The sequence below is a fragment of the Rhodoferax sp. GW821-FHT10B06 genome (assembly GCF_059415605.1).
In genome coordinates this window covers 66280-89435 of the sequence record NZ_JBWKNO010000018.1, presented here as the reverse complement: position 1 = coordinate 89435, position 23156 = coordinate 66280, and the positions used below count along the sequence as shown (strand labels likewise).

Sequence of the window (23156 nt, the reverse complement as noted above, 5' to 3'; positions counted from 1 at the left end):
CCATGTCTATCGCAGAGCTGCAGCAACTGGTACCCGATGCACCATCGGGGGTGTGCCAGATGCTGGACAAGGCGCGTGGGCCGGTGCTGGCTCCCATCCGCTCGGAAATCTTCGGTCTGCAGCGCTTCGCGCAGCACGGCCACAGCCTGGGTGCCACCCACCGCGCCAGCCGACCCAGCCTGCGGGCCGGCAATTTCTTCCCCCGCCTGCGCGACAACATCCACACGCTGCAGGAAGCCCACCGCTACATCGGCGCACAGGCCGCCACGGGGTATGACATCAGTCCCGCTGCCGAGTGGCTGCTGGACAACTTTCACCTGATCGAGGCCCAGCTAGAAGAAATCCGCACGGGTCTGCCGCGCAGCTACTTCCGCACGCTGCCCATTCTGGAAGATGAGCCGCTGGCGGGCCTGCCGCGGATCTACGGCGTGGCCTGGGCCTTCGTTGCCCACACCGATGGGGCATTCAATGAAGCCCTGCTGCAGCAGTACCTCACTGCCTACCAGGAGAGCCGCGAACTGTATCTGGCCGAAATCTGGGCCCTGCCCACCACCTTGCGTGTGGTGCTGGTGGAAAACCTGCGCCGTCTGGCCGAGCGCGTTGCCACCAACAAGGCAGCACGTGAAGTGGCCAATCTGTGCTGCGACAAGCTCGAGCGCTACACCCCGCAGACCCTGGACAGCTTGCTGCACTTGCTGAACCAACGGGGTGTTGGCCGCGTATTTCTGGCCCAGATGGCACTGCGCATACAGGAGCGCCAAGGCAGTGACGACGGGGCGTGCACCAGCTGGCTGGAGCATGCGCTGCCGGATGCCGCAGCGGCCCACACCCAGCACAATGCCGACCAGGCCGCCGACAACCTGAGTGTCAGCAACGCCGTCAAGTCGTTGCGTGCGATTGGCGATGCCGACTGGCCGGACATCATCGCCCAGGCCAGCGTGCTGATGCAAATCATGCTGACTTCTGCCGCCTTCGAAGCCGAGCACACCAGCACGCGCGACCAGACACTGCACGGCATCGAGCGCCTGGCACGGCACAGCGGCCGCAGTGAAGCTGCCGTGGCCCAAACCCTGCTGGGCCTGATGCGCAAGTCAGCAGACCCGCACGCCACCAGCACGGTCGCCAGCTACTGGATGCGTGGTGCTGGCCGCCCCACACTGTCCCAAGCTCTGGGCCTGGGCCTGCAGGAGCAGGCATCGGAACTCTGGCGCAAGCTGCGGCAGCGCTCGGCCTTGCCGGTATATCTGCTGTCGCTGCTGCTAGGCAGTGCCGGCGTCGTAGCCTGGCTGCTGCAACGGCCGCATGTAGCCGCGCTCAGCACCCACAACATTGGTGGCTGGATGTGGCTGGCAGCCGCATTGATGGTCTGGCCTGCGTCCGAGGCCATCGTGGCGGTCATCAACCGCCTGGTCAGCGAGTCCGCGCACCCCAGGCCGCTACCGCGCATGGGCCTGGTGGACGGAATTCCAGCAGAGCACCGCGTGTTGGTGGTCATCCCGGCACTGCTGACCGATGCCGCCTCCGTGATGGCCCTGGTACGCAGGCTGCATTTGCACCATATCGCCAACCCGGAAGCCCAGGCGCAGTTCGCGTTGTTAAGCGACTACGCCGATGCAGACGCCGAACACCTGCCGTCCGACAACGCATTGGTACAGCTGGCAATAGAGCAGCTGGCCATGCTCAACCTGCGCTACCCCGTCACAGCGGGAGAAGCACCCCGCTTCATTCTTCTGCACCGGGAACGCAGCTTCAGTGAAACCGAGCAACGCTGGATAGGCTGGGAACGCAAACGCGGCAAGCTGGAGTTGCTGGTAGAAGCCATGGCCACTGGCGAGCGCCAGGCCTTCATCGAATGGGGCGAGGCATCGCGCATTGCAGCCGATACACCCTACATCCTCACGTTGGACAGCGACACCCAGCTCCCCCCGGGCCGCCTGCGCGACCTGGTCGGCGTGGCCGCCCACCCCTACAACCAGCCGCAGCTGGATGCCACCGGCCGGCGTATCGCCAGTGGCTATGGCATCTTGCAGCCGCGGGTGTCCACGCCGCTGCCCGCCACCAAGGACTTCACGCTCTACCACTGGCTGTTTGCCGGGCAATGCGGCATCGACCCCTACAGCGCGGCCTCGTCCGAGATCTACCAGGATGTGTTTGCCGAAGGCACGTTCACCGGCAAAGGCCTGCTGGTGGTGCGCGCCCTGCATGCCGTGCTGGCCCGTCGCCTGCCCGAGGGCGCCGTGCTCAGCCACGACCTGCTCGAAGGCTCGATGGTGCGCTGCGCGACCGTCAGCGATATCACGCTGATCGAAGACGCACCCTTCCACGCCGACGTGGCCGCCTCCCGCGTGCACCGCTGGATGCGGGGCGACTGGCAACTGCTGCCGTTTCTGCTGCGGCCACGGCAGTTCCACCTGCGCCCCATCCACCTGTGGAAGATGTTCGACAACCTGCGCCGTTCACTGGTGGCTCCCATGTCGCTGGGCCTGCTGCTACTGGCCCTGGCCACCGGCAGCATACCGCCCGGGTGGACGCTGGCACTGGTCATCGCTGCGTTTGCTGCTGGCCCGCTGATGGGAGCCATTGCCGGGCTATCGCCCAGCCGTGACGACCTGGCCAAACAACACTTTTACCGCCATGCCGGCGCGGACCTGGCGCGCGCCTGCTGGGGTGGGCTGTGGCATCTGGCCCAACTGCTGGCGCAAGCCATGCTGAATCTGGACGCCATCGCGCGGGCGCTGTACCGCATGGTCTTCAGCCGCCGCCATTTACTGCAATGGACCACGGCCGCCACCGCACAGTCACTGGCCAGTACCGATCTGCCGGGCTTGCTGCGCACCCACTGGCGCGTCCCCGCATTGGCCGCGTTGCTGGCCGGTGCGCTGTTAGCCATTGGCACGCCTTATCCGGTGTTGAGCCTGTGCCTGTGCGCACTCTGGGCGGCCTCCCCAATATGGACCTGGTGGGCCAGCACGCCACACCCGCCACGCCGCGATGCGGTGCTGCCCACCAAAGACCGCGCCATTCTGGAAAGCACTGCGCGCGCCACCTGGCGCTTCTTCGAGCGCTGTGTCGGGCCGGAGGACAACTTCCTGCCACCGGATAATCTGCAGGTGCTGCCCCACGACATGGTGGCCCACCGCACCTCGCCCACCAACATCGGCCTGTACCTGCTCAGCGTGGCCTGCGCACGCCAGTTCGGCTGGATCGGCACCCAGGACCTGCTGGAGCGCATGGAGGCCACGCTGGCCACCCTGCAACGCCTGCCACGCCATCGCGGCCACTTCCTGAACTGGTACGACACGCAAAACTGCGCGGCCCTGCTGCCAACCTATATCTCCACCGTGGACAGCGGCAACCTGAGCGGCCATCTGCTGGCAGTCGCCCAAGCCTGCCAGGAACTGGCAACCGCCCCCTACGACGCCAGTGCGGCTCAGGCCGCCCTGCAGCAATTACGCCAGCGCCTGATGCCCTTGCTGACCGCACGCACCACCCTGTCACCGGCGCTGCGCCAACAGCTGCAATGGCAGTTGGCCGACCACCGGGCCGCACGCATGTCGGCCGCACGGGACACACAGGCCGAAGCCAGCAGCCACCCTGCAGCCCATCGTCTGCAGGCGCTGGCACTGGCCTTCGAGGCGCTAGCCTGGGCGCCGGACTACCGCTTTCTGTACCACCGCAGGCGGCATTTGCTGCACATCGGCTACCGGGTCGCCGAGCAGCAGCTGGACGCCGGCTTCTACGATCTACTGGCGTCCGAATCCCGGTTGACCAGCCTGTTGGCCATTGCCAAGGGTGATGTGCCGGTGCGCCACTGGGCCTCGCTGGGCCGGCCGTTCTTCGCCGTGGGCACGGACACCTGTCTGCGTTCCTGGTCCGGCTCCATGTTCGAGTACCTAATGCCCACCCTGGTGCTGAACGAGCCCCCGGGCAGTGTGCTGCAAGAGGCCTGCCACGGCGCGCTGCACGAGCAAATCGCCTTCGCCAAGAGCCGCAAAGTGCCCTGGGGCATCTCCGAGTCGGCCTATGCCGGACGCGACTACACCCTGGCCTACCAGTACGCACCGCAGGGCGTGCCACGCTTGGCGCTGCGCCGCACGCCACCCGACGAGCTGGTCATCGCACCCTATGCCAGCGCCTTGGCTGCACAGATTTCACCCCACCGATCCGCTATCAATTTAAAAGCACTCGACACAATCAAGGCGAGCGGCCGCTATGGTTTTATCGAGGCACTTGACTACACGCCAGAACGGCAGTCTGACAATGCAGTGTTCGCCCCCGTGGCAACCTTCATGGCCCACCACCAGGGCATGACGATCGTGGCCCTGGCCAATGTACTGCTGGACGGTCCGGCGCAACGCTGGGGCATGGCGAATGTGCATATCGAAGCCGTTGCGTCTCTGCTGCACGAAAGCCCGCCGCGCGAAGTAGCACTGCTGCATACCCCGCCCGCACGCCCTGCCGCAACGGACATGCAGAATCGCCACCCCAACCTGCTGCGCGAACTCATACCCGGTGCCACGGCACTGGAGCCCACCCACTTGCTATCCAACGGGCACTACCACGTGGCACTACGGGCGAATGGCGCTGGCTGGAGCCGCTGGCGCACCACCGGCATCACCCGCTGGCGCGACGACGCGCTGCGTGACGCCTTTGGCCATTTCTTCTACCTGCGCTGGAGCGGGCAAGCCCAGCCGGTGTCCATCACCCAGCATCCAGCGCCCGACCCGGCAGCGCACTACCAAAGCACCTTCCACGCCGACCGGGTCTGCTTCGACGCCAGTTGGCCCGGGCTGCAGACCCACACCACAGTATGGGTCAGCCCCGAGGACGACATCGAATTCCGCCAGGTCGAAGTGCGCAACCTGGGCGAACGTCCGCTGGAGATCGAGCTGCTGTCAGCCTTCGAAGTCACCTTGAGTGATGCACGCGCAGACGAAGCCCACCCCGCATTCGCCAACCTGTTCGTACAGGCGCAATGGGAAGACGAAGACCAGGCGCTGCTGTTCCAGCGCACACCACGCCTGCCCACGGAGCAGGCGCTGCAGGCGGCCCACTTTCTAGTCGATACCGATCCCCAGGTAATAGACATACGCATCCAGACCGACCGGCAGCAGTGGCGGGGCCGTAACCAGGACGCCAGCCAACCCCGTGCAGCCATGGACGCGCGACCCACGGCCTCCGGCCCACTGCACACCGGGCTGGACCCGGTCAGCGCGCTGGCTGTGCGCCTGCGTATCACCCCGCAGGGCAAGGCGCGCATCACCTTTGCCACCGCTGCCTCGGACTCAGGAGCCACCCTGGGGGCGGTGATAGACAAATACCGCCAGCACAGCAATGTGCAACGGGCTTCGCTGATGTCGGACACCCTGACCGGCATCCGCCTGCGCATGCTGGGTCTGTCGCCTGACAACCTGGCCGCGATCCAGACCATGACCACCCCGCTGCTGCTCAACCTGACACGCATGGGGCGCAGCACCACCCGGGCACCCAGCCTGGGCGTATGCGACAAGCGCCTGCTGTGGCGCCTGGACATTTCGGGAGACCGGCCGATCCTGCTGGTCACCGCCGGCGCTGCAGAAGGCCTGGGCCTGCTACGGGCACTGGCCCAGGCCTTGCGGGTCTGGTCCTGGGGCGGCCTGGGATGTGACCTGGTGGTGGTGAATACCGAGCCCGCGTCCTACCAGATGGAGCTGCACCGCGAGATCGGCATGCTGCATGACCGCCACCTGGCCGACAGCAGCGCAGAATCCACCCCCACTGGTTTTTACCTGCTGCGTTCGGAAGAACTCTCGGCTGACGAACTCAACACCTTGCATGCGCTGGCCCGCCTGCATTTGCGCGCCGATGGCCGCCCCCTGGTACACCATGTGCAGGCATGGGCGGCACTGCATGAGGCTGCACTGGAGGACAGGCAAAACACCGCCACCGTGGCCATTCCGGTCGCCACCAGCCCGGGCACTACGCCTGCAGCCCCCACAGGTCGCTTCGATGCGGACTCTGGAGATTTTCACTTCGATGTCAGCCCCCAAAAGCGTCCGATAAGACCCTGGACCAATCTGCTGGCCAACCCGACATTTGGCTGCCAACTGACAGAAGCCGGAGGCGGCACCACCTGGGCACGCAATAGCCGTATGAACCAGCTCACTGCCTGGTCCAACGACCCGGTGGCCGATCCGCCCGCAGAATGGTTTCTGTTGCAGGACTGCAAGACCCAGGAAATCTGGAATGTGGCCCCGCACGGCTGCGGCGGAGCCGATGTCGGTTACCAAATATCCCACGGGCAAGGCCACAGCAGCATCCGACACCGCCACGGCGATATCGATGTCACCACCAGCTGGTGCGTGGACATCCACAGCTCGGTCAAGCAGATACGGTTGCATATCCGCAATCGGGGCCTGCGCACCGCCCAGCTGCGTGTGATAGGTGTGGCGGAATGGATGATGGGTGCCAACCGCAGCGACCGCAGCAGTACCCACACGCTGCACGCGCATATTCCTTTGGCCGATCAACAGCAGAGTGTGACGGCCCTGCTGTGCACCCAGGCCGAGCGTTCTGCCGGCTTTGGCAACGGAACCGCCTTCCTGGCCCTGGCTGGTACCGATGGAGATGCCGACGACTGGACTTGCGACCGGCGCGAATGCTTCGATGCCCGGGGCCGCCTGGTCATACCAGACCATTTCAACCAACGCAGCGGTGGCGGGCTGGACCCCTGCGCCGCCATGGCCAGCATGCTTGAGCTGCCTGCGGGCGAGGCCGACGAACGGGTATTCCTGCTGGGCTATGCGGACAGCCCGGAAGCCGCGCAGCAGCTGGCCACCAGTGCCGCGGGCCTGCCTGCACAGCAACGCCTGGCAGAAGCCAAGCAGCACTGGGACCGCCTGCTGGGAACCACCACGGTAAGCACACCCGACCCGCTGTTCGACGCCATGGTGAACCGCTGGCTGCTGTACCAGACCGTGGCCTGTCGCATGTGGGCCAAGGCCGCCTTCTACCAGGCCGGTGGCGCCACCGGGTTCCGCGACCAGCTGCAGGACGCCATGGCCCTGGCCTGGGCCGCACCCAAGATGCTACGCGCGCAGATCATCGAGTGCGCGGCGCGCCAGTTCCCGCAGGGGGACGTGCAGCATTGGTGGCACAACCCTGGCGGTGCAGGCGTGCGCACCCATTTCTCGGACGACCTGCTGTGGCTGCCCCACGCCTGCCTGCACTACCTGCGGGCCACGGGTGACGCCAGCCTGCTGGAACACAGCCTGCCCTTCCTGGAAGGCGCGGCCATCCCCGAAGGCGCGGAAGATGCCTACTACACCCCCACCATCGGCAAGGACAGCGCCACGGTGTACGAGCATGCAGCACGCACCATCGACCGCAGTCTGGCCGTGGGCATCCACGGTTTGCCACTGATGGGCAGTGGCGACTGGAACGACGGCATGAACCGCGTCGGCATTGCGGGCCAGGGCGAATCGGTATGGCTGGGCTGGTTTCTGTGCCAAGTGGTCGCAGGCTTCGCACCGATTGCCGCCCAACGCGGAGACAGCGCCAGAGCCCAACGCTGGACGCAGGCTGCCGAGGGCTGGAAAACGGCGCTCAGCGGCCCCGCCTGGGATGGACGCTGGTTCAAACGCGCCTTTTTCGACAATGGCGAACCCCTGGGCTCCGACGCCAATCCCGAAGCGAAGATCGACCTGATTGCCCAGGCCTGGGCGGTACTGTCCGGCGCCGCCGCACCCGCTCTGCAACGCATGGCCCTGGCTGCGGTGGAACAGCATCTGGTGGACTCGGCAGCAGGGCTCGTCCGCCTGCTGGACCCGCCCCTGGCCCATGCGGTGCCAAGCGCCGGCTACATCCAGGCCTACCCGCCGGGTGTACGTGAAAACGGCGGGCAGTACTCCCACGCTGGCGCGTGGGCGGTGATGGCCCAGGCAGCCTATGCCACGCAACAAGCCCAGGGCAAGGCCGCCGATGGAGACACCGCTTACCGCTATTTCTGCTATCTGAACCCGGCACACCGGGCAAGCAAGCCGGCACAAAATGCCGTCTATGGCATCGAGCCCTATGTGATGGCCGGTGACGTCTACACCCATGCGCCCTATGTGGGGCGTGGCGGCTGGAGCTGGTACACCGGGTCAGCCGCCTGGATGCACCGCGCCGCAATCGAGTCGATTTTCGGCCTGCAGCAAGGGGCCCATAGCCTGTGCTTCCAGCCCTGCCTGCCCACGCACTGGCCCCGGGCCGAACTGCTGCTGCGCCGGGAAACGCTGGAGATGCGCTTCATCCTGGTCCGCGCACCAGTGGATACCGCGCTGGCCAGCGCGGGGCGTGCGGATGCGCGTTTACTGCTACCCGGTGAGGCACTGCCATGGAGCACCCTGGCAGGAGCCCCCTGCTTTGTCATTCCCCTGGAGGCACCCCATGAAAACACCTGACTCTACCTCCCCCAAGCGGCCCCGCCAGCCCAGCCAGGCCAAGGACCTGCAAGCCGAAAAGGTTGCACGCCACATCGCTGAACACAAGCACATCGCCCGCAACACGGCCATCGACCTGGACGAAGACGCCTCTCTAGGCGCAAGAGCGGCCGATGCAGTGGCCCGCTTTGGCGGGTCCTGGGCCTTCATTGGCCTATTTGGGGCCGTGCTGGTGGTGTGGGTTGTGATGAATACCTTGCTGTTGACCCACTACAACGCGGTATTCGACCCCTATCCGTTCATCTTGTTGAACCTGGTGCTGTCCATGCTGGCCTCCATACAGGCACCGATCATCCTGATGTCGCAAAACCGGCAAGCCGTGAAGGACCGTCTGCATGCCGAGCACGACTACGAGGTGAATCTGAAGGCTGAACTGGAAATCATGCTGCTGCATGAAAAGATAGACCTGTTGCGCCAAGGCCAGTGGGGTGAACTGTTGGCCATCCAGAAGCAGCAACTGGAACTGCTGACGCACCTGATCGAGAAGAACCCCGAAGCTGCCGCCGCCCTGGCCCCGCCACCAAGCGCCCCTCGGTCTAAATAACCGTTTGTCCTAGCCCGCCCTCGGACTGCAGCACACGACCTCGACCCTGGCGCTTGGCCTCGTAGAGCGCGGCATCGGCGCGGGCCAGCAGACCGGTCAACGTGCCATCGCCCTCCTTCAGCACGGCCACGCCGCCGCTGAAGTCCAGGGGAAAGCCCAACTCCTGCTCGGCCCGCAGGACCAGCACGCTGCGCAGACGCTGCTCAAAGCCGATGCTGGCAGATTTATGGGTATTGGCCAGCACGATGCAAAACTCTTCACCACCCAGCCGGCCCACCAAATCACCGGTGCGCCGGCTTTCACGCAACAGGCGTGCAAACAGCTTCAAGGCCAGGTCGCCCACCTCATGGCCATGGGTGTCGTTGATGCGCTTGAAATGGTCTATGTCCAGCATCATCAGGGTCAGTGGCTGCTGGTAGCGCTGGGCGTTGGCGAACATGCTTTCAGCGCGCTCCTGCCAGCCCCGGCGGTTCAGCAGGCCGGTCAGGCCGTCGGTCATGGCCAGACTACGCAAACGGGCCTTGGCCTCGTCTCGCCAGGCCGCCAACAGGGCCAGAGTAGCCACCAAGGACACCACATTCACGGCCAGTGCCAGCAGCAGGTTGAACAACTGCAGCACCTGCTCGGCCAGGAGCTCACCCGCCGCCGCGCGCGCCAGCAACAGCATAGCCATGCCCATCAGGCAGGCACACAGCAGCCAACGCCAATCCCGCCCCGCAGCGCGCAGAGGGAACAGGGTGGCACGCGCCACCACCAGCAGCATGGCCGCCAGGCCTACGTGCGACCAGCCCATTTGGAAACGCGGGTTGTCCCAGCCCAAGGCATAACCCACAGGTACGGCCAGCACCAGCACCAGCATGCAGCGGGTGGCCCAACGGTAGCTCAGCCAGTCTTGTGGGCCACGCCGGCGCGGCCGCCTGCGGGTCGGGCTGAGCCGTGCGCGGTGCCCCAGCCAGCCGCCCAGCGCCCGGTGCAGTAGCCACTGTCCGCAGCCGAACACGGCAATCGCCAAGGTGCCCCATACGGTCTGCCAGCTGTATGACGCCGCAATCGCCAACACCCCGCCCAGCATATGCGTCGCAACCGCCATCTGCGCGCAGCGCGTGGGCGGCGTGGTATGCCGGCCCATCAAGGCCAGCAAGGCCAGGGACAGCACAAACAGGTTGACGGTGGCCAGCACCAGCAGAGTGGGTATGTCTAACTGCATCGCGTTACGAATAGAGTGGTAAGTAGCCGGGCCACTGCAGCGCGCCTACTGGAACGCCACCTCGGCGAAGCTGCGCAGCTTGCGGCTGTGCAACTGCTCCAGCCCCTGGGCGCGCAGCAGCTCGATGGCGCGGATGCCGATGCGCAGATGCTGGTCCACCCGTTCGCGATAGAAATGGTTGGCCATGCCGGGCAGCTTGATCTCGCCGTGCAAAGGCTTGTCGCTCACGCACAGCAAGGTGCCGTAGGGCACGCGGAAGCGGAAGCCATTGGCGGCGATGGTGGCGCTTTCCATGTCCAGCGCCACGGCGCGGCTCTGGCTGAAGCGGCGCTGCGGCTGGTTGTTCGGCAGCAGCTCCCAGTTGCGGTTGTCGGTGCTGGCCACGGTGCCGGTGCGCATGATGTTCTTCAGCGCCACGCCTTGCACCTGGGTGACGTCGGCCACGGCCTGTTCCAGCGCCTGCTGGATTTCGGCCAGCGCCGGGATCGGCACCCACAGCGGCAGTTCTTCGTCCAGCACATGGTCTTCGCGCACATAGCCGTGGGCCAGCACGTAGTCGCCCAGCTGCTGGCTGTTGCGCAAGCCGGCGCAGTGGCCGACCATGATCCAGGCATGGGGACGCAGCACGGCGATGTGGTCGGTAATGTTCTTGGCATTCGCCGGGCCGACGCCGATGTTCACCATGGTGATGCCCGCGTTGTCCGAGCGCACCAAGTGGTAGGCCGGCATCTGCGGCAGGCGCGGCGGCGCGGCGCCCAGTGCATCCACGGCCTCGGCCGCCAGGCCCACGCGGCGCGTGATCACGTTGCCGGGCTCGACAAAGGCGCAATACTCGCTGTTCGGGTCGGCCATGGCCGCATGGCCCATGCGCACGAATTCGTCAATGTAGAACTGGTAGTTGGTGAACAGCACGAAGTTCTGGAAATGCTCGGGCCCGGTGCCGGTGTAGTGGCGCAGGCGGTGCAGCGAATAATCCACGCGCGGCGCGGTGAACAGCGATAGCGGCAGCGGGTCGCCAGCCTTGGGCTCGTAGGTGCCGTTGGCAATGCCGTCGTCCATGGCGGCCAGATCGGGCAGGTCGAACACATCACGCATCAGCATGCGGCGTGCAGCGTCCATATGACCTTCCACATGGTCATGCTCGGCAAACGAGAAATGCACCGGAATTGGCAAGGCACTGGTACCGATCTCCAGCTCGACGCGGTGGTTTTGCAGCAGCAGGCGGAACTGCTCCAGGTAATAGCTGCGGTACAGGTCGGGGCGCGTCAACGTGGTCTCGAAGCGGCCCGGGCCGGCCACGAAGCCGTAGCTCAGATGGGCGCTTTCCAGCACATGGGCGCGCGCCACGGTCTCGGTGTGCAGACGCACAAACGGGTAGCAGGCCCGCACATGGCCGGGCAGTGTCTCGCCCGCCACAAAGCGCTGCATGGCCTGGCGCAGATGGTCGATCTGCTGGTCATAAATCCGCTGGACCTGCGCCAGTGCAGCATCCGGGTCGGTGAAACGGGTCGGGGCGATGAAAGGGGGCAGATAGGGCATGGGGCTATTGTGCAACGCAACAAGGTCAAGAAGAAAGGGCGATAACAGGCTCACGCATGGTGACAAACTCTTCAGCGGCGGTGGGGTGGATGCCGATGGTGCTGTCGAACACAGCCTTGGTCGCACCGGCCTTCATGGCCACGGCAAAGCCCTGCACCACTTCGCCTGCGTCCGCGCCCACCATGTGCAAGCCCACCACGCGGTCGGTCGCATCGTCCACCACCAGCTTCATCAGCGTGCGCTCGGTGCTGCCGCTCAGCGTGTGCTTGAGCGCCTTGAACTCGCTGCGGTAGATGCTGACCCGGCCGAACTTCTTGCGCGCGTCGGCCTCCGTCAGGCCCACGGTGCCGATGTTGGGGTGGGTGAACACGGCAGTGGGAATCAAGTCGTAGTCCATCTGCCGCGCAGCCTTGCCGGCCTTGGGGCCGAGCAAATGGTCTACCAGTGCCATGGCCTCGCCCAGCGCCACCGGCGTGAGCTGCACGCGCGCCGTCACGTCGCCCAGCGCGTAGATCGACGGAACCGAGGTCTGGTAACGCGCATCCACCAGCACTGCACCGTCAGGTGCCTGCGCCACGCCCACAACCTCCAGGCCCATGTTCTGCACATTCGGCACCCGGCCTATGGCGTACAGCACCTGGTCCACCGTCAGCGTGTCGCCATTCCCCAGGCGCACTTCCAGGCCTGCGGCGGTGCGCAGAATGCTGGCCACCTCTGTCCCCAGGCGCAGATCCACACCGGCCTTGCGCACCTCCTGCGCCAGGAATGCACGCACATCGTCATCAAAACCGCGTAGCGGCTGCTGGCCTCGGTACACCTGGGTCACCTGTGCACCCAGGCCGTTGAAGATGGAAGCAAACTCACAAGCGATGTAGCCCCCGCCGACCACCAGCAGGCGCTGCGGGAACGGGTCCAGGTCGAACATCGCGTCCGACACCACGGCGTGCTCGGCGCCCGGCACCGAGGGCACGGTAGGTGTGCCGCCAGTCGCCAGCAGGATGTTCTGGGCGCTGTAGCGCTGGTCGCCGACCTGCACGGTATGCGCGTCCACCAGCGTGGCCCAGCCGGTCAACAGCGTCACGCCCGCACCCACCAGCAGCTGGCGGTACACGCCATTCAGGCGGCTGATTTCTGCTGCGCGCCGGCTCTTCAACAGACCCCAATCGAAACTTGGCCGCTCTACCTGCCAGCCAAAGCCGGCAGCCTCTTCAAAGGACTCTGCATAGTGGGCCGCATAGCTGTAGAGTTTTTTGGGAATGCAGCCCACGTTGACGCAGGTACCGCCCAAGGCCCCGGCCTCCACCAACGCCACCCGCGCACCGCGCTGGGCCGCCATGCGCGCGGCCCGTACACCGCCGCTGCCACCGCCCACCACCAATAGATCAAATGCGAATGCAGACATTCCAGAGACTCCTGTTGCTGCGGTGTGTAAAGCCGCATTTTGCTATAAAAAAAATAGCTTCCGAAACAAGCGCTTACTACGCCATTACCTTTTTTAATGAAACATGGCGACCCGGCCACGCATAAATCGCAATAATGGCAGCCTCTACGCTCTACCCAAAGGTTATCTGTGAAATTCCCCCTGTGTACCGCCGCCTTCTGCCTGCTGGTCAGCAGCACTTTCAGCGCCATGGCAACAGACGCCGCCGATGCTGCCAAAGAGCCCGGCGCCGTCGTCACATCCAGTGGCCTGGTGTTCCGCTCGCTCAAGGACGGCACCGGCGCCAGCCCCACGGCCAGTGACAAGGTCAAGGTCCATTACCGTGGCACCTTCCTGGACGGCAAGGAATTCGACAGCTCCTATAAACGCGGCGAACCCATCGAATTCCCGCTCAATGGCGTCATCAAATGCTGGACCGAAGGCGTGCAGCGCATCAAGGTCGGCGGCAAGGCCAAACTGACCTGCCCGGCCAGCATCGCCTACGGTGAACGTGGCGCCGGCGGCGTCATTCCGCCCAACGCCACGCTGCAATTTGAAGTCGAGCTGCTGGCCATCAACGGCAAGTAAATTTCTCTCTGGATTTTTGGACCCACCATGGCACCCTCCCTGGCCACGCAAGACACAACCTCCACCTCCGACCCCCGTGGCAGCACCGCTGCGCATGAGCACATCGCCTTCATTGGCGGCGGCAACATGGCCAGCGCCATCATCGGCGGGCTGATCAAAAAAGGCGTGCCGGCGAACCACATCGTGGTCGTCGAGCCCTGGGAGGAAGCCCGCAACAAACTGCTGGCCGACTTCGCCGTGGTGGCCCATGAAATGCCCGGCCCCGCACTGGCCAGCGCCCGCACCGTGGTCTGGGCCGTCAAACCCCAGGTGTTCAAGGACGCTGCCCTGCAAGCCCGCTTCCACACCAAGCAGGCCCTGCACCTCAGCGTGGCCGCCGGCATCCGCAGCAGCAGCATCGCCCGCTGGCTGGACAGCGAACGCATCGTGCGTGCCATGCCCAATACGCCCGCGCTGATCGGCAAGGGCATGACCGCCCTGTTCGCCCGAGACGCCGTGACCGACAGCGACCGCCATGTCATCGAAAAAGTGCTGGCCGCCACCGGTGAAAGCCTGTGGGTGGGCGACGAAACCCAGCTGGACGCGGTCACCGCCCTGTCTGGCTCCGGCCCGGCCTATGTGTTCTATTTCATCGAAGCCATGATCCAGGCTGGCGCCGACATGGGTCTGAGCCGCGCCCAGGCCCACAAGCTGGCCGTGGGCACCTTCTATGGCGCGTCGGCCCTGGCCCATGCGTCCAACGAGCCGCCCGAAATCCTGCGCCAGCGCGTCACCTCCAAGGGCGGCACCACTTTTGCTGCCACCACCTCCATGGACCAGAGCGAGGTGAAAGCGCACTTCATCCGCGCCATGCAGGCCGCGCAACACCGCGCCCACGAGTTGGGCGACGAGTTCGGCGAGTAAACCAGCCCACCGCGCCATGGCCACGCAGCAAAGCACGATCGACTTCCTGCTGGACCAGCTGACCACTGCGGGCCCCGTCACGGCCCGCAAGATGTTCGGCGAGTACTGCATCTACCTGGCCGGCAAACCGGTGGGCTTTGTCTGCGACGACCAGCTCTTCCTCAAGCCCACCCCAGAGGGCCGTGGCCTGATTCCCGCGCCCACCGAAGGCTTCCCCTACCCTGGCGCCAAGCCCTACCTGCTGATCACGCCCGACGCCTGGGACGAACGCGAATGGCTGTGCCAGCTGGTGCGCACCACGGCCGATGCGCTGCCCGAACCCAAGCCAGCCAAGCCGCGTAAGCCCAAGGCCTGAAACCGATTGCTACATAAAAAATAGCTGCTAGCGTAGGTAGTACCTGCGCTAGCAGCCTATTTCACCCCAACCTCACAAACCGACTCAAGCCGCCATGCGCAGCTGCTGGTGCGGGTCTATCACAAACTTCTTGGGCGCACCCGCGTCGAACTCGGCGTAGCCTTTGGGCGCGTCGTCCAGCGAGATGACCTGCACGCCAACGATGTCGGCGATGTGGATGCGGTCCCACAGGATGGCTTGCATCAGCGCGCGGTTGTACTTCATCACCGGGGTCTGGCCGGTGTGGAAGCTGTGCGACTTGGCCCAGCCCAGGCCGAAGCGCAGGCTGAGGGCGCCGCTCTTGGCGGCCTTGTCGACACCGCCCGGATCGTCCGTCACGTACAGGCCGGGGATGCCGATTTTTCCGGCCGCGCGGGTGATCTCCATCAGCGAATTCAGCACGGTGGCGGGCGCTTCGCCTTGCGATCCGGCGTGGCCGTGGCCGCGGGCTTCGAAGCCGACGGCATCCACAGCGCTGTCCACCTCGGGCGTGCCCAGGATGGCGGCGATCTGGTCGGCCAGGCTCACGTCCTGCGACAAATCGACGGTTTCAAAACCGACCTTGCGCGCATGCACCAGGCGGGCCGGGTTCACGTCTCCGACGATGACCACGGCAGCACCCAGCAGGCGTGCAGATGCGGCAGCAGCCAGGCCGACCGGGCCGGCACCGGCCACATAAACCGTGCTGCCCGGGCCCACGCCGGCGGTCACCGCGCCGTGGTAGCCGGTGGGCAGGATGTCGGACAGACAGGTCAGGTCCCGGATCTTGGCCAGGGCGCGATCGCGGTCAGGGAACTTCAGCAGGTTGAAGTCGGCGTAGGGCACCATGACGTACTCGGCCTGGCCGCCGATCCAGCCACCCATGTCCACATAGCCGTAAGCACCACCGGCGCGCGAGGGGTTCACGCTGAGGCAGACGCCGGTGTGCTGCTCCTTGCAAGTGCGGCAGCGGCCGCAGGCCACGTTGAAGGGCACGGACACCAGGTCGCCCTTCTTGAGGGTCTCCACGTCGCGGCCCACCTCCAGCACTTCCCCGGTGATTTCATGGCCCAGCACCAGGCCGGACATGGCAGTGGTGCGGCCGCGCACCATATGCTGGTCGGAGCCGCAGATATTGGTGGACAGCACTTTCAAAATCACCCCGTGCTCGGCCTTCTGGCCCAACGGGTTGATGAGCTTGGGGAAGGGTATGGATTGCACCTCGACCTGGTTTTGCCCCAGGTACACAACACCTCGGTTATCTGACATAGCGTTTGTCTCCTTTGTTCTTCATACACACGTGAATATGGATACGCCATCTGCCCTGCGGACAGACGCGTGCCCCATCGTAGTGCGGAGGAATGGTGGCTCTGGCCAAATTGCGACACCAATCGGCCAGTTAGGTCCATGCGCCGGTAAGTTTTCGTAAGAACGTGTTCACGTTCTTAGCGCGAGGCCTTACCAGCTGGGCCCGCGGCGGATGGCATCGATCCGGCCTTCCAGCTTCTGCAGGCTGGCCGCGCCCGTGGCCTTGCCCGACAGCACCTCGTGCGTGGCGCTCCAGAACGCGGCCGAGACTTCGTTGTACTTGGCCGGCAGGTCCTTGCGGTAGAACATCACGCCGGCATCGGTCAGCCAGGGTAGGGCCAGCAGCTTGCCGTTGACCGTGTTGTTGGCCACCATGGAGGGGAAGCAGTTCTTTTCCACGCCGTTGGTATAGGGCCCGAGGTCAAGCAATTGGTCTTTCAGAATGCCGGGCCAAACCACATCGATCTGCAGCGCATCGAGCTTGTCAGCCTTGGCCGCAAACATCTGGCGAAACAGGCCCAGGATGTCGCTGGACGACTGGGGAATGCTCCGCAGCTGCAACGTGTTGCCGGTCTTGGCGCCCCAATCGGCGGCCATTTTTTTGCAGTACTGGAAGTCCTGCTCGCTCGAATTGCAGGTCACGGCCCACGCGCTGCCCGAACCCAAGCCAAAACCACAGCCCAAAGCGAAACCGAAGAAGAAGGCTCAGCCGAAAGCGTAGCTGCCGCCGGCCACGCCGACAAACACCGCAAACCCGACCCAGTGGTTCAGGCGGAAGGCCTTGAAGCAGCCATCGCGCTGGCGGCTGCGGACCAGGGTCCAGTGCCATAGCGCCTGCAGCGCCGCCACCCCGATTGCTAGGTAAAAAATAGCACCTTGCACATACGGTTCAAGCGCCAGCAGCCAAATCAGCAAGTAAATTGCGTAAAAGGCCATGACGCCCGCCACGTCGAAGCGGCCCAGGGTGATGGCCGATGTCTTCATGCCGATCTTCAGGTCGTCGTCGCGGTCGACCATGGCGTATTCGGTGTCGTAGGCCAGCACCCAGAACAGGTTGCCCAGCAACAAGACCCAGGCCAGCGGCGGCACGCTCTGCCACCAGGCCGCCAGGCTGAAGCCGGCCCAGCCGGCGGCGCTGAACACCTGCCAGGCCGGCCCGCCCCGCACGGCAGAAAACGCCATCGGGATACCGAAGCTGAAAGCCACGCCCAGGACGGCCTGCGGCATGGACACATAGCGCTTGGCATACGGATAGACCAGGGCCACGGCCAGCGCGGCAAACGACCAGACCACCGTGACCGCATTGGTGGTCAGCACCAGCGCAAACGCGGCGATGGCCAGCAGCGCGCCAAAGCGCAGCGCAGCCCCCACCGACAGCGCGCCACTGGTCACCGGCCGCTGGGCCGTGCGCTTCACGTGCTTGTCGAACTCGCGGTCGGCCACGTCGTTGACGCAGCAGCCCGCGCTGCGCATCAGGATGGTGCCCAGGGTGAACACCGCCAGCAGATGCCAGCCCGGGAAGCCCCCCGCCGCCACCCACAGCGCGCTGAGGGTGGGCCAGAGCAAGAGCAGCCAGCCGGCGGGACGGTCCCAGCGGATCAGTTGCAGGTAAAGACGCACAGATTTCATAGCCAAACAGGCTGCCAGCGCAGGTAAATACTGTGCTGGCAGCTACGATTTATGTAGTAAACAGACTTACAAGCCCAGCTGCCGCAGGTCCAGCTTGCCCTGTAGCACCGGCGGGCACCACAGGTAGGCACCGGAAACCGGTTTGGAGTAGCTGAAGGTGGCATCGACCACGCCGTCCTCCTGCCCGGCCATGCGGCGCATCTGGGCTTCGAACGCATCCAGCGTGGCGCCGAAGGCCACGAAGAACAGGCCGCACTGGTGGCCCACAGCCCAGGGCATGGAGCGGCGCAGCACAAAGGCTTCGGGGCTGAAGCTTTCTTGCGCTGTGCGCTTCACGTGGGCGGAAATCGGCGCGTCGTCCAGCTCCTCGTTGTCGGACATGCGCCGGCCCATGGCCTTGTCTTGCCCGTCCGTGCCGAGTGCGTCGAAGGCGTCCAGGTTGTGCACCCATTGCTGCACGGCGACAAAGCTGGAGCCGTCCTCTTGCAGCGCGGCGGCCACGGCCTCGGCGCCCTCGGGGTTTTCGGTGCCGTCTTCAAAGCCGGTCAGGTCGCGGCCATGCTCGGCAGCCGGGTCGCCGTGGCGGAAGCCGTCGAGCACGCGGTCCAGGTGGAAGGCCGGGGCCAGGGCTTTTTCGATGGCGCGGGCCTGCAGCACCAGCTCGCCTTGCGCTGCGCCACGCAGCCAGCACCACAACGCCACGGGCGTGCTGGGCACCTGCACGCCGTGGCCAGACATGTCGGGCATGGGCCGCAGGCCGGGTACCTCAGCCCCCAGGGCCTGCACCAGCGTGGCACCCAGGCCGGCGACAACGCGGCGGCCATCGACCTGGTCCACCAGGCGCTGCAGCGCGGCACGCAGGGCGTCTGCACTGGTTTGGGCCGGGATGGAGAAAAACAGGTAACGCCCATGGGCGGGTACGGCTTGCAAGATGCCGGCTTGTGCAAATTCCACAAAGTGCTCCACAAAGATCAGGATAAGCGTTTCACGCCCGGCAGTTCGCAGGCATAAATGGCGTTGCGCAAGGCGGCAATCGCCTCGTAACGGGTGAAGCTGCGGCGCCAGGCCAGCACCACACGGCGCATGGGCGGCTCGCCGTCGAACGGCAGGTAGCGCACATAGGGGTCCTCGTCGCGGCCACGGCGCGGCTTGGCGGCCAGGGCGGCCTTGGGCACGCTCAGACGCGGCACCAGGGTGATGCCCATGCCAGCGGCCACCATGTGCTTGATGGTCTCCAGCGACGAGCCCTCGAAGCTCTTGCGTATGCCCTCGGCACCGCTGGAAAAGCGAGCGAACTCGGGGCACACCTCCAGCACGTGGTCGCGGAAGCAATGGCCGTTACCCAGCAGCAGCATGGTCTCGGCCTTGAGCTGGTCGGAGGTGACGCCGGGCAGCAGCGCCAGCGGGTGGCTGGTGGGCACGGCGACCATGAAGGGCTCGTCGTACAGCGACGCCACGGCTAGGCCGGTGTCGGGGAAAGGCTCGGCCATGATGGCGCAGTCAATCTCGCCCATGCGCAGCATTTCCAGCAGCTTGACGGTGAAGTTTTCCTGCAGCATCAACGGCATTTGCGGCGTGCGGCTGATGACCTGCCGGACCAGGTCGGGCAGCAGATACGGGGCAATGGTGTAGATGATGCCCAGGCGCAGCGCGCCGCCCAGGGGGTCTTTGCCGCGCTGGGCGATTTCCTTGATGTTGGCGGCCTGCTCCAGCACGCTTTGCGCCTGGCGCACGATCTCTTCACCGAGCGGGGTGATGGTGACCTCGTTGGCGCTGCGCTCGAAGAGCTTCACGTCCAGTTCTTCTTCCAGCTTCTTGATCGCCACCGACAGCGTAGGCTGCGACACGAAGCAGGCATCGGCCGCCTTGCCAAAGTGCTTCTCGCGGGCCACGGCCACGATGTATTTGAGTTCGGTGAGGGTCATGGGCTGTATTGTCTACCGGTCCAAGGCTCTGTGCACCCCCTTTGCCAGGGCGATACAGGCGAAGCTAATCAGGAATCACGGCGTCAATCACCGCGCCAGTGGCTTTCACGCCGGTCTTGACGATGACGGCGCCGGTGGTCACCACGGCGTCGGCCACGGCCACCACGGCACAGCCACTGCACGCCATCGCCATGGCCACCACCCACATCCATCGCCGCATACACGCCCCACTTATTGAAAAAACAGGCCGCATCATAAAACCTGTACCCTCACGCCCGATTTAGACTGTGTACCATTTCGTACACAGGTACTGAAATCGGCCCGAAGCCCGAAAAAATACGTTCAAAATAGGCCCCCGCATACCCACTGGGTGGGGTCACGATTTCATCTGGCGACCGGCAACAGACTGCCAATAACATGTATTTGGAGGCGTATCGATGAGACTTATTCCGAACACGATCAGCGGACGGTTGGCCTGCGGTTTTGCTGCGCTATTAGTCTTTATGGCCCTGAACATCGGAGTGGCCTGGGTGCAAATGAACCGCTTGGGCGCCACCTCGGACCACCTCATCGACAACCTGGCAGCCCGCGAGCGCGAGGCCCGGCAATGGCAAACACTGCTGGGGCGCAACGCCTTGACGGCCAACGGCGTGCTCGTCACCAGCGACCCGGAAAAGCTCAAGCCCCTGGTGGAGGAGCTCAATAGCGGCACGGCCCGCATCACGGCGCTGTACGCCGCCTATGCCAAGCGCGACGACGCGCAGGCCCCCATCAGCAAAGCGCATACAAACTTTACTGCTGCCACCAAGGACTTCATGGACGCGGTGGCCTCGGGCTCCAGCGACTTCATGCGCTCGGAGTTCTACGACAAGTTCGCCCCTGCCGTGCGCACCTACCAGGACCTGCTGGAAACGTTGGCACAACACCAGCAGGAACAGATGGACCAAGGCCGCGCCGCCGCCGATGTGGAACGCGCCAACGGCATCCGCGCCATGCTGCTGCTGGGCATACTGGCCTGCGCCGTGGGCGGTGTGGTGGCCTGGCGCCTGTCCAGCGGCATCCGCCGCGCGCTGATGGAAGCCGTGCGCATGGCCCATGCCGTAGCCCAGGGTGACCTGACGGCACGCAGCACGGTCAAGGTACAGGGTGAGCTGGAGCAGTTGTTTGGCGCCCAGGAAAGCATGTGCGAGCGCCTGCGTACCACGCTGTCCAGCATCCAGACCTCGGCCGAGGCCGTGCAACTGGGCTCGGGCGAAATCGCCTCCGCCAACAATGACCTCAGCGTGCGCACCGAGCAACAGGCCGGCACCCTGCAAAAGACCGCCTCCACCATGGAGCAGATGACCTCGGCCGTGCACAACAACGCCCACAACGCCACCCAGGCCAGCCAGCTGGCCAAGAGCGCCAGTGCCAACGCCGTGCAGCGCAGCGCGCAAATGAATGAGCTCGTAGCCAGCATGCAGCAAATGGCCTCCAGCAGTAGCAAGATCGCCGAGATCACCGCCGTGATCGACAGCATCGCCTTCCAGACCAATATCCTGGCGCTGAACGCGGCCGTGGAAGCCGCACGCGCCGGCGAGAACGGCCGCGGTTTTGCCGTGGTGGCCAACGAAGTGCGCACCCTGGCGCAGCGTAGTGCCACCGCTGCACAAGAGATTCGCGGCCTGATCGCCAACAGCGTACAGAACGTGAATGCCGGCGTGACCCTGGCCACCGCCGCCGGCGGCTCCATCGGTGACCTGGTGCAAAGCGTGCAGGCCGTGGCCGGTCTGCTGCAGGAGGTTGCGGACTCCACCGAACGGCAAAGCCAGGAGCTGTCGCACATCAACCATTCGGTCGCCGAGCTGGACCATATGACGCAGCAGAACGCGGCCATGGTGGAAGAAAGCGCCGCAGCCGCCAGCAGCCTGAAGGAGCAGGCCGACCATCTGAAAGACGCCGTGGCGGTGTTCCGCTTCGGTTAGGCATTTACTAGAGCGTGTCGACGTTCTAAGCAAGCTCCCCCAGGCGGCCCATGCTGAAGCGCATACCCGTCCAGCAGCTGCGCCTGGGTATGCACATCGACGGTTTTTGCGCGCCGTGGATGGACCACCCTTTCTGGCGCAACCATTTCGTGCTGGCGGACCCGGCCGATATCGCACGCATCCACGCCAGCAAGGTCGCAGAGGTATGGATAGACCCCAGCAAGGGCCTGGATGTGGAGGCCGGTCCGGCCCCCTCAGCCGCCACTCCACGCCCCCCAGCCGCGCCCATCGCGCAGGAGCCCGCAACACCACCGCAGCGCGACACCGCCCCCACCGCCACCGCGGTGGAATATGCACGCGCCGCGCAGATCTGCAGCAAGGCCAAACAGGTGGTGGCCGCCATCTTCCAGGAGGCCCGGATGGGCCATGCGGTGGATACCGAACTGGCACAGGCGCTGGTGCAAGACATCACCGATTCGGTCTTGCGCAACCCAGACGCCATGGTCAGCCTGGCCCGGCTGAAGACCGCCGACGACTACACCTATATGCATTCGGTAGCGGTCTGCGCGCTGATTGTGGCGCTGTCGGGCCAGCTGGAGCTGGACGAGTCGCAGACCCGCTCCATGGGCCTGGCCGGCCTGCTGCACGACATGGGCAAGGCCGTGATGCCCACCGACGTACTCAACAAGCCCAACAAGCTGACCGACGCCGAATACGCCACCATCCAGGCCCACCCCAAGGAGGGCTACCGGATCCTGATGGATTGCCTGGCCGCCGACCCGATGGCGCTGGACGTGGTGCTGCACCACCATGAAAAAATGGATGGCACGGGCTACCCGGACGGTCTAACAGGCGAAGCCATCAGCCTATCGGCCCGCATGGGCGCCATCTGCGATGTCTATGACGCCGTGACTTCGACCCGCCCTTACAACAAGGGCTGGGACCCGTCTCTGGCGCTGCAGCGCATGGCCGAATGGACCAAGGGCCACTTGGACCCGCGCATCTTCCAGGCCTTTGTGAAACGCATGGGCATCTACCCGGTGGGCGCGCTGGTGCGGCTCAGCTCGGGGCGCATAGGCGTGGTGACCGAGCAAAGCCCGGGCACTCTGCTGAAGCCGGTGGTGAAGGTGTTCTTCTCCACCAAGTCAGACATGCGCATACGCCCCGAACTGGTGAACCTGGCCGCAGCGGGCTGCACCGAGAAAATCGCCGCCCGCGAAGACCCCGACTACTGGCGCTTCCCGGACCAGGAGTCACTCTGGTCCGGGTTCATCTAGCGGCCTCCGCAGCAATC

General features: G+C 65.1%; 16 protein-coding genes. 7 read left to right on the top strand and 9 right to left on the bottom strand.

Annotated elements, in window-relative coordinates; all coding sequences use genetic code 11:
- Nucleotides 1–2 precede the first annotated feature (2 nt).
- Together AC07O2_RS21975 and AC07O2_RS21970 are read left to right on the top strand one after the other, a co-directional pair.
- The gene (locus AC07O2_RS21975) at nt 3–8423 is read left to right on the top strand and encodes a glycoside hydrolase family 94 protein (protein ID WP_495234388.1); all 8421 of its coding nucleotides are present in this window, start codon (nt 3–5) and stop codon (nt 8421–8423) included.
- Nucleotides 8410–9006, top strand: a complete 597-nt coding sequence (locus AC07O2_RS21970) for a DUF1003 domain-containing protein (RefSeq protein ID WP_495098649.1) — start codon at nt 8410–8412, stop codon at nt 9004–9006. Before AC07O2_RS21975 ends, AC07O2_RS21970 begins: the two co-directional genes overlap by 14 nt.
- Here AC07O2_RS21970 and AC07O2_RS21965 read toward each other — a convergent pair.
- The 3 genes from AC07O2_RS21965 to gorA are packed head-to-tail and all read right to left on the bottom strand — an operon-like array spanning nt 8999 to nt 13154.
- Nucleotides 8999–10213, bottom strand: a complete 1215-nt coding sequence (locus AC07O2_RS21965; protein ID WP_495234387.1) for a GGDEF domain-containing protein — start codon at nt 10211–10213, stop codon at nt 8999–9001. The two genes, AC07O2_RS21970 and AC07O2_RS21965, sit on opposite strands and share 8 nt — an antisense overlap.
- A 45-nt stretch (nt 10214–10258) precedes the next feature.
- A complete protein-coding gene (locus AC07O2_RS21960) occupies nt 10259–11752 on the bottom strand; it encodes an AMP nucleosidase (RefSeq protein WP_495098647.1) in 1494 nt (497 codons plus the stop codon).
- A gap of 25 nt (nt 11753–11777) precedes the next feature.
- Complete coding sequence (gorA, locus tag AC07O2_RS21955; RefSeq protein WP_495234386.1) at nt 11778–13154, bottom strand: glutathione-disulfide reductase; 1377 nt, start codon at nt 13152–13154, stop codon at nt 11778–11780.
- Nucleotides 13155–13382: 228 nt separating this feature from the next.
- On the opposite strand from gorA, the gene AC07O2_RS21950 reads away from it, so the two are divergent.
- From AC07O2_RS21950 to AC07O2_RS21940, 3 genes are read left to right on the top strand one after another with little or no spacing between them, the layout of a single operon-like run.
- Nucleotides 13383–13760, top strand: coding sequence for an FKBP-type peptidyl-prolyl cis-trans isomerase (locus tag AC07O2_RS21950; RefSeq protein WP_495098686.1), 378 nt, complete (start codon nt 13383–13385; stop codon nt 13758–13760).
- 27 nt (nt 13761–13787) lie between these two features.
- Nucleotides 13788–14663 (top strand): pyrroline-5-carboxylate reductase, encoded by an 876-nt coding sequence (proC, locus tag AC07O2_RS21945; protein ID WP_495098645.1) that lies wholly within the window; start codon nt 13788–13790, stop codon nt 14661–14663.
- A gap of 16 nt (nt 14664–14679) precedes the next feature.
- Nucleotides 14680–15018 (top strand): TfoX/Sxy family protein, encoded by a 339-nt coding sequence (locus tag AC07O2_RS21940; RefSeq protein ID WP_495106637.1) that lies wholly within the window; start codon nt 14680–14682, stop codon nt 15016–15018.
- Between the two features lie 84 nt (nt 15019–15102).
- Here the strand turns inward: AC07O2_RS21940 and fdhA are convergent, their stop codons facing one another.
- The 6 genes from fdhA to AC07O2_RS21910 form a co-directional block, all read right to left on the bottom strand.
- Nucleotides 15103–16305 (bottom strand): formaldehyde dehydrogenase, glutathione-independent, encoded by a 1203-nt coding sequence (gene fdhA, locus AC07O2_RS21935; RefSeq protein ID WP_495098643.1) that lies wholly within the window; start codon nt 16303–16305, stop codon nt 15103–15105.
- Nucleotides 16306–16494: 189 nt separating this feature from the next.
- Nucleotides 16495–16941: a hypothetical protein gene (locus AC07O2_RS21930; RefSeq protein ID WP_495234385.1), complete on the bottom strand. Its 447-nt coding sequence runs from the start codon at nt 16939–16941 to the stop codon at nt 16495–16497.
- Between the two features lie 108 nt (nt 16942–17049).
- The gene (locus AC07O2_RS21925) at nt 17050–17973 is read right to left on the bottom strand and encodes a 4-hydroxybenzoate octaprenyltransferase (RefSeq protein ID WP_495234384.1); all 924 of its coding nucleotides are present in this window, start codon (nt 17971–17973) and stop codon (nt 17050–17052) included.
- 66 nt (nt 17974–18039) lie between these two features.
- Complete coding sequence (locus AC07O2_RS21920; RefSeq protein WP_495234383.1) at nt 18040–18927, bottom strand: Dyp-type peroxidase; 888 nt, start codon at nt 18925–18927, stop codon at nt 18040–18042.
- Between the two features lie 17 nt (nt 18928–18944).
- The gene (locus AC07O2_RS21915) at nt 18945–19898 is read right to left on the bottom strand and encodes a LysR substrate-binding domain-containing protein (protein WP_495098639.1); all 954 of its coding nucleotides are present in this window, start codon (nt 19896–19898) and stop codon (nt 18945–18947) included.
- A gap of 64 nt (nt 19899–19962) precedes the next feature.
- On the bottom strand, nt 19963–20118 hold the full coding sequence (locus tag AC07O2_RS21910) for a hypothetical protein (protein WP_495098638.1): 156 nt from the start codon (nt 20116–20118) through the stop codon (nt 19963–19965).
- A 217-nt stretch (nt 20119–20335) separates the two neighbouring features.
- Between AC07O2_RS21910 and AC07O2_RS21905 the strand changes: the two genes are divergently transcribed.
- Both AC07O2_RS21905 and AC07O2_RS21900 read left to right on the top strand, forming a co-directional pair.
- Nucleotides 20336–21862, top strand: a complete 1527-nt coding sequence (locus tag AC07O2_RS21905) for a methyl-accepting chemotaxis protein (protein ID WP_495234382.1) — start codon at nt 20336–20338, stop codon at nt 21860–21862.
- A 50-nt stretch (nt 21863–21912) separates the two neighbouring features.
- On the top strand, nt 21913–23139 hold the full coding sequence (locus tag AC07O2_RS21900) for a cyclic di-GMP phosphodiesterase (RefSeq protein WP_495234381.1): 1227 nt from the start codon (nt 21913–21915) through the stop codon (nt 23137–23139).
- The last annotated feature ends 17 nt before the right edge of the window (nt 23140–23156 follow it).

Coding starts and splice junctions, on each gene's coding strand:
- AC07O2_RS21960 (WP_495098647.1), bottom strand. CDS start 11,752: ATGCCCTATCTGCCCCCTTTCATCGCCCCGACCCGTTTCACCGACCCG.
- AC07O2_RS21965 (WP_495234387.1), bottom strand. CDS start 10,213: ATGCAGTTAGACATACCCACTCTGCTGGTGCTGGCCACCGTCAACCTG.
- AC07O2_RS21900 (WP_495234381.1), top strand. CDS start 21,913: ATGCTGAAGCGCATACCCGTCCAGCAGCTGCGCCTGGGTATGCACATC.
- AC07O2_RS21950 (WP_495098686.1), top strand. CDS start 13,383: ATGGCAACAGACGCCGCCGATGCTGCCAAAGAGCCCGGCGCCGTCGTC.
- proC (WP_495098645.1), top strand. CDS start 13,788: ATGGCACCCTCCCTGGCCACGCAAGACACAACCTCCACCTCCGACCCC.
- gorA (WP_495234386.1), bottom strand. CDS start 13,154: ATGTCTGCATTCGCATTTGATCTATTGGTGGTGGGCGGTGGCAGCGGC.
- AC07O2_RS21925 (WP_495234384.1), bottom strand. CDS start 17,973: ATGAAATCTGTGCGTCTTTACCTGCAACTGATCCGCTGGGACCGTCCC.
- AC07O2_RS21940 (WP_495106637.1), top strand. CDS start 14,680: ATGGCCACGCAGCAAAGCACGATCGACTTCCTGCTGGACCAGCTGACC.
- AC07O2_RS21930 (WP_495234385.1), bottom strand. CDS start 16,941: ATGGCCGCCGATTGGGGCGCCAAGACCGGCAACACGTTGCAGCTGCGG.
- fdhA (WP_495098643.1), bottom strand. CDS start 16,305: ATGTCAGATAACCGAGGTGTTGTGTACCTGGGGCAAAACCAGGTCGAG.
- AC07O2_RS21970 (WP_495098649.1), top strand. CDS start 8,410: ATGAAAACACCTGACTCTACCTCCCCCAAGCGGCCCCGCCAGCCCAGC.
- AC07O2_RS21905 (WP_495234382.1), top strand. CDS start 20,336: ATGAGACTTATTCCGAACACGATCAGCGGACGGTTGGCCTGCGGTTTT.
- AC07O2_RS21915 (WP_495098639.1), bottom strand. CDS start 19,898: ATGACCCTCACCGAACTCAAATACATCGTGGCCGTGGCCCGCGAGAAG.
- AC07O2_RS21975 (WP_495234388.1), top strand. CDS start 3: ATGTCTATCGCAGAGCTGCAGCAACTGGTACCCGATGCACCATCGGGG.
- AC07O2_RS21910 (WP_495098638.1), bottom strand. CDS start 20,118: ATGCGGCGATGGATGTGGGTGGTGGCCATGGCGATGGCGTGCAGTGGC.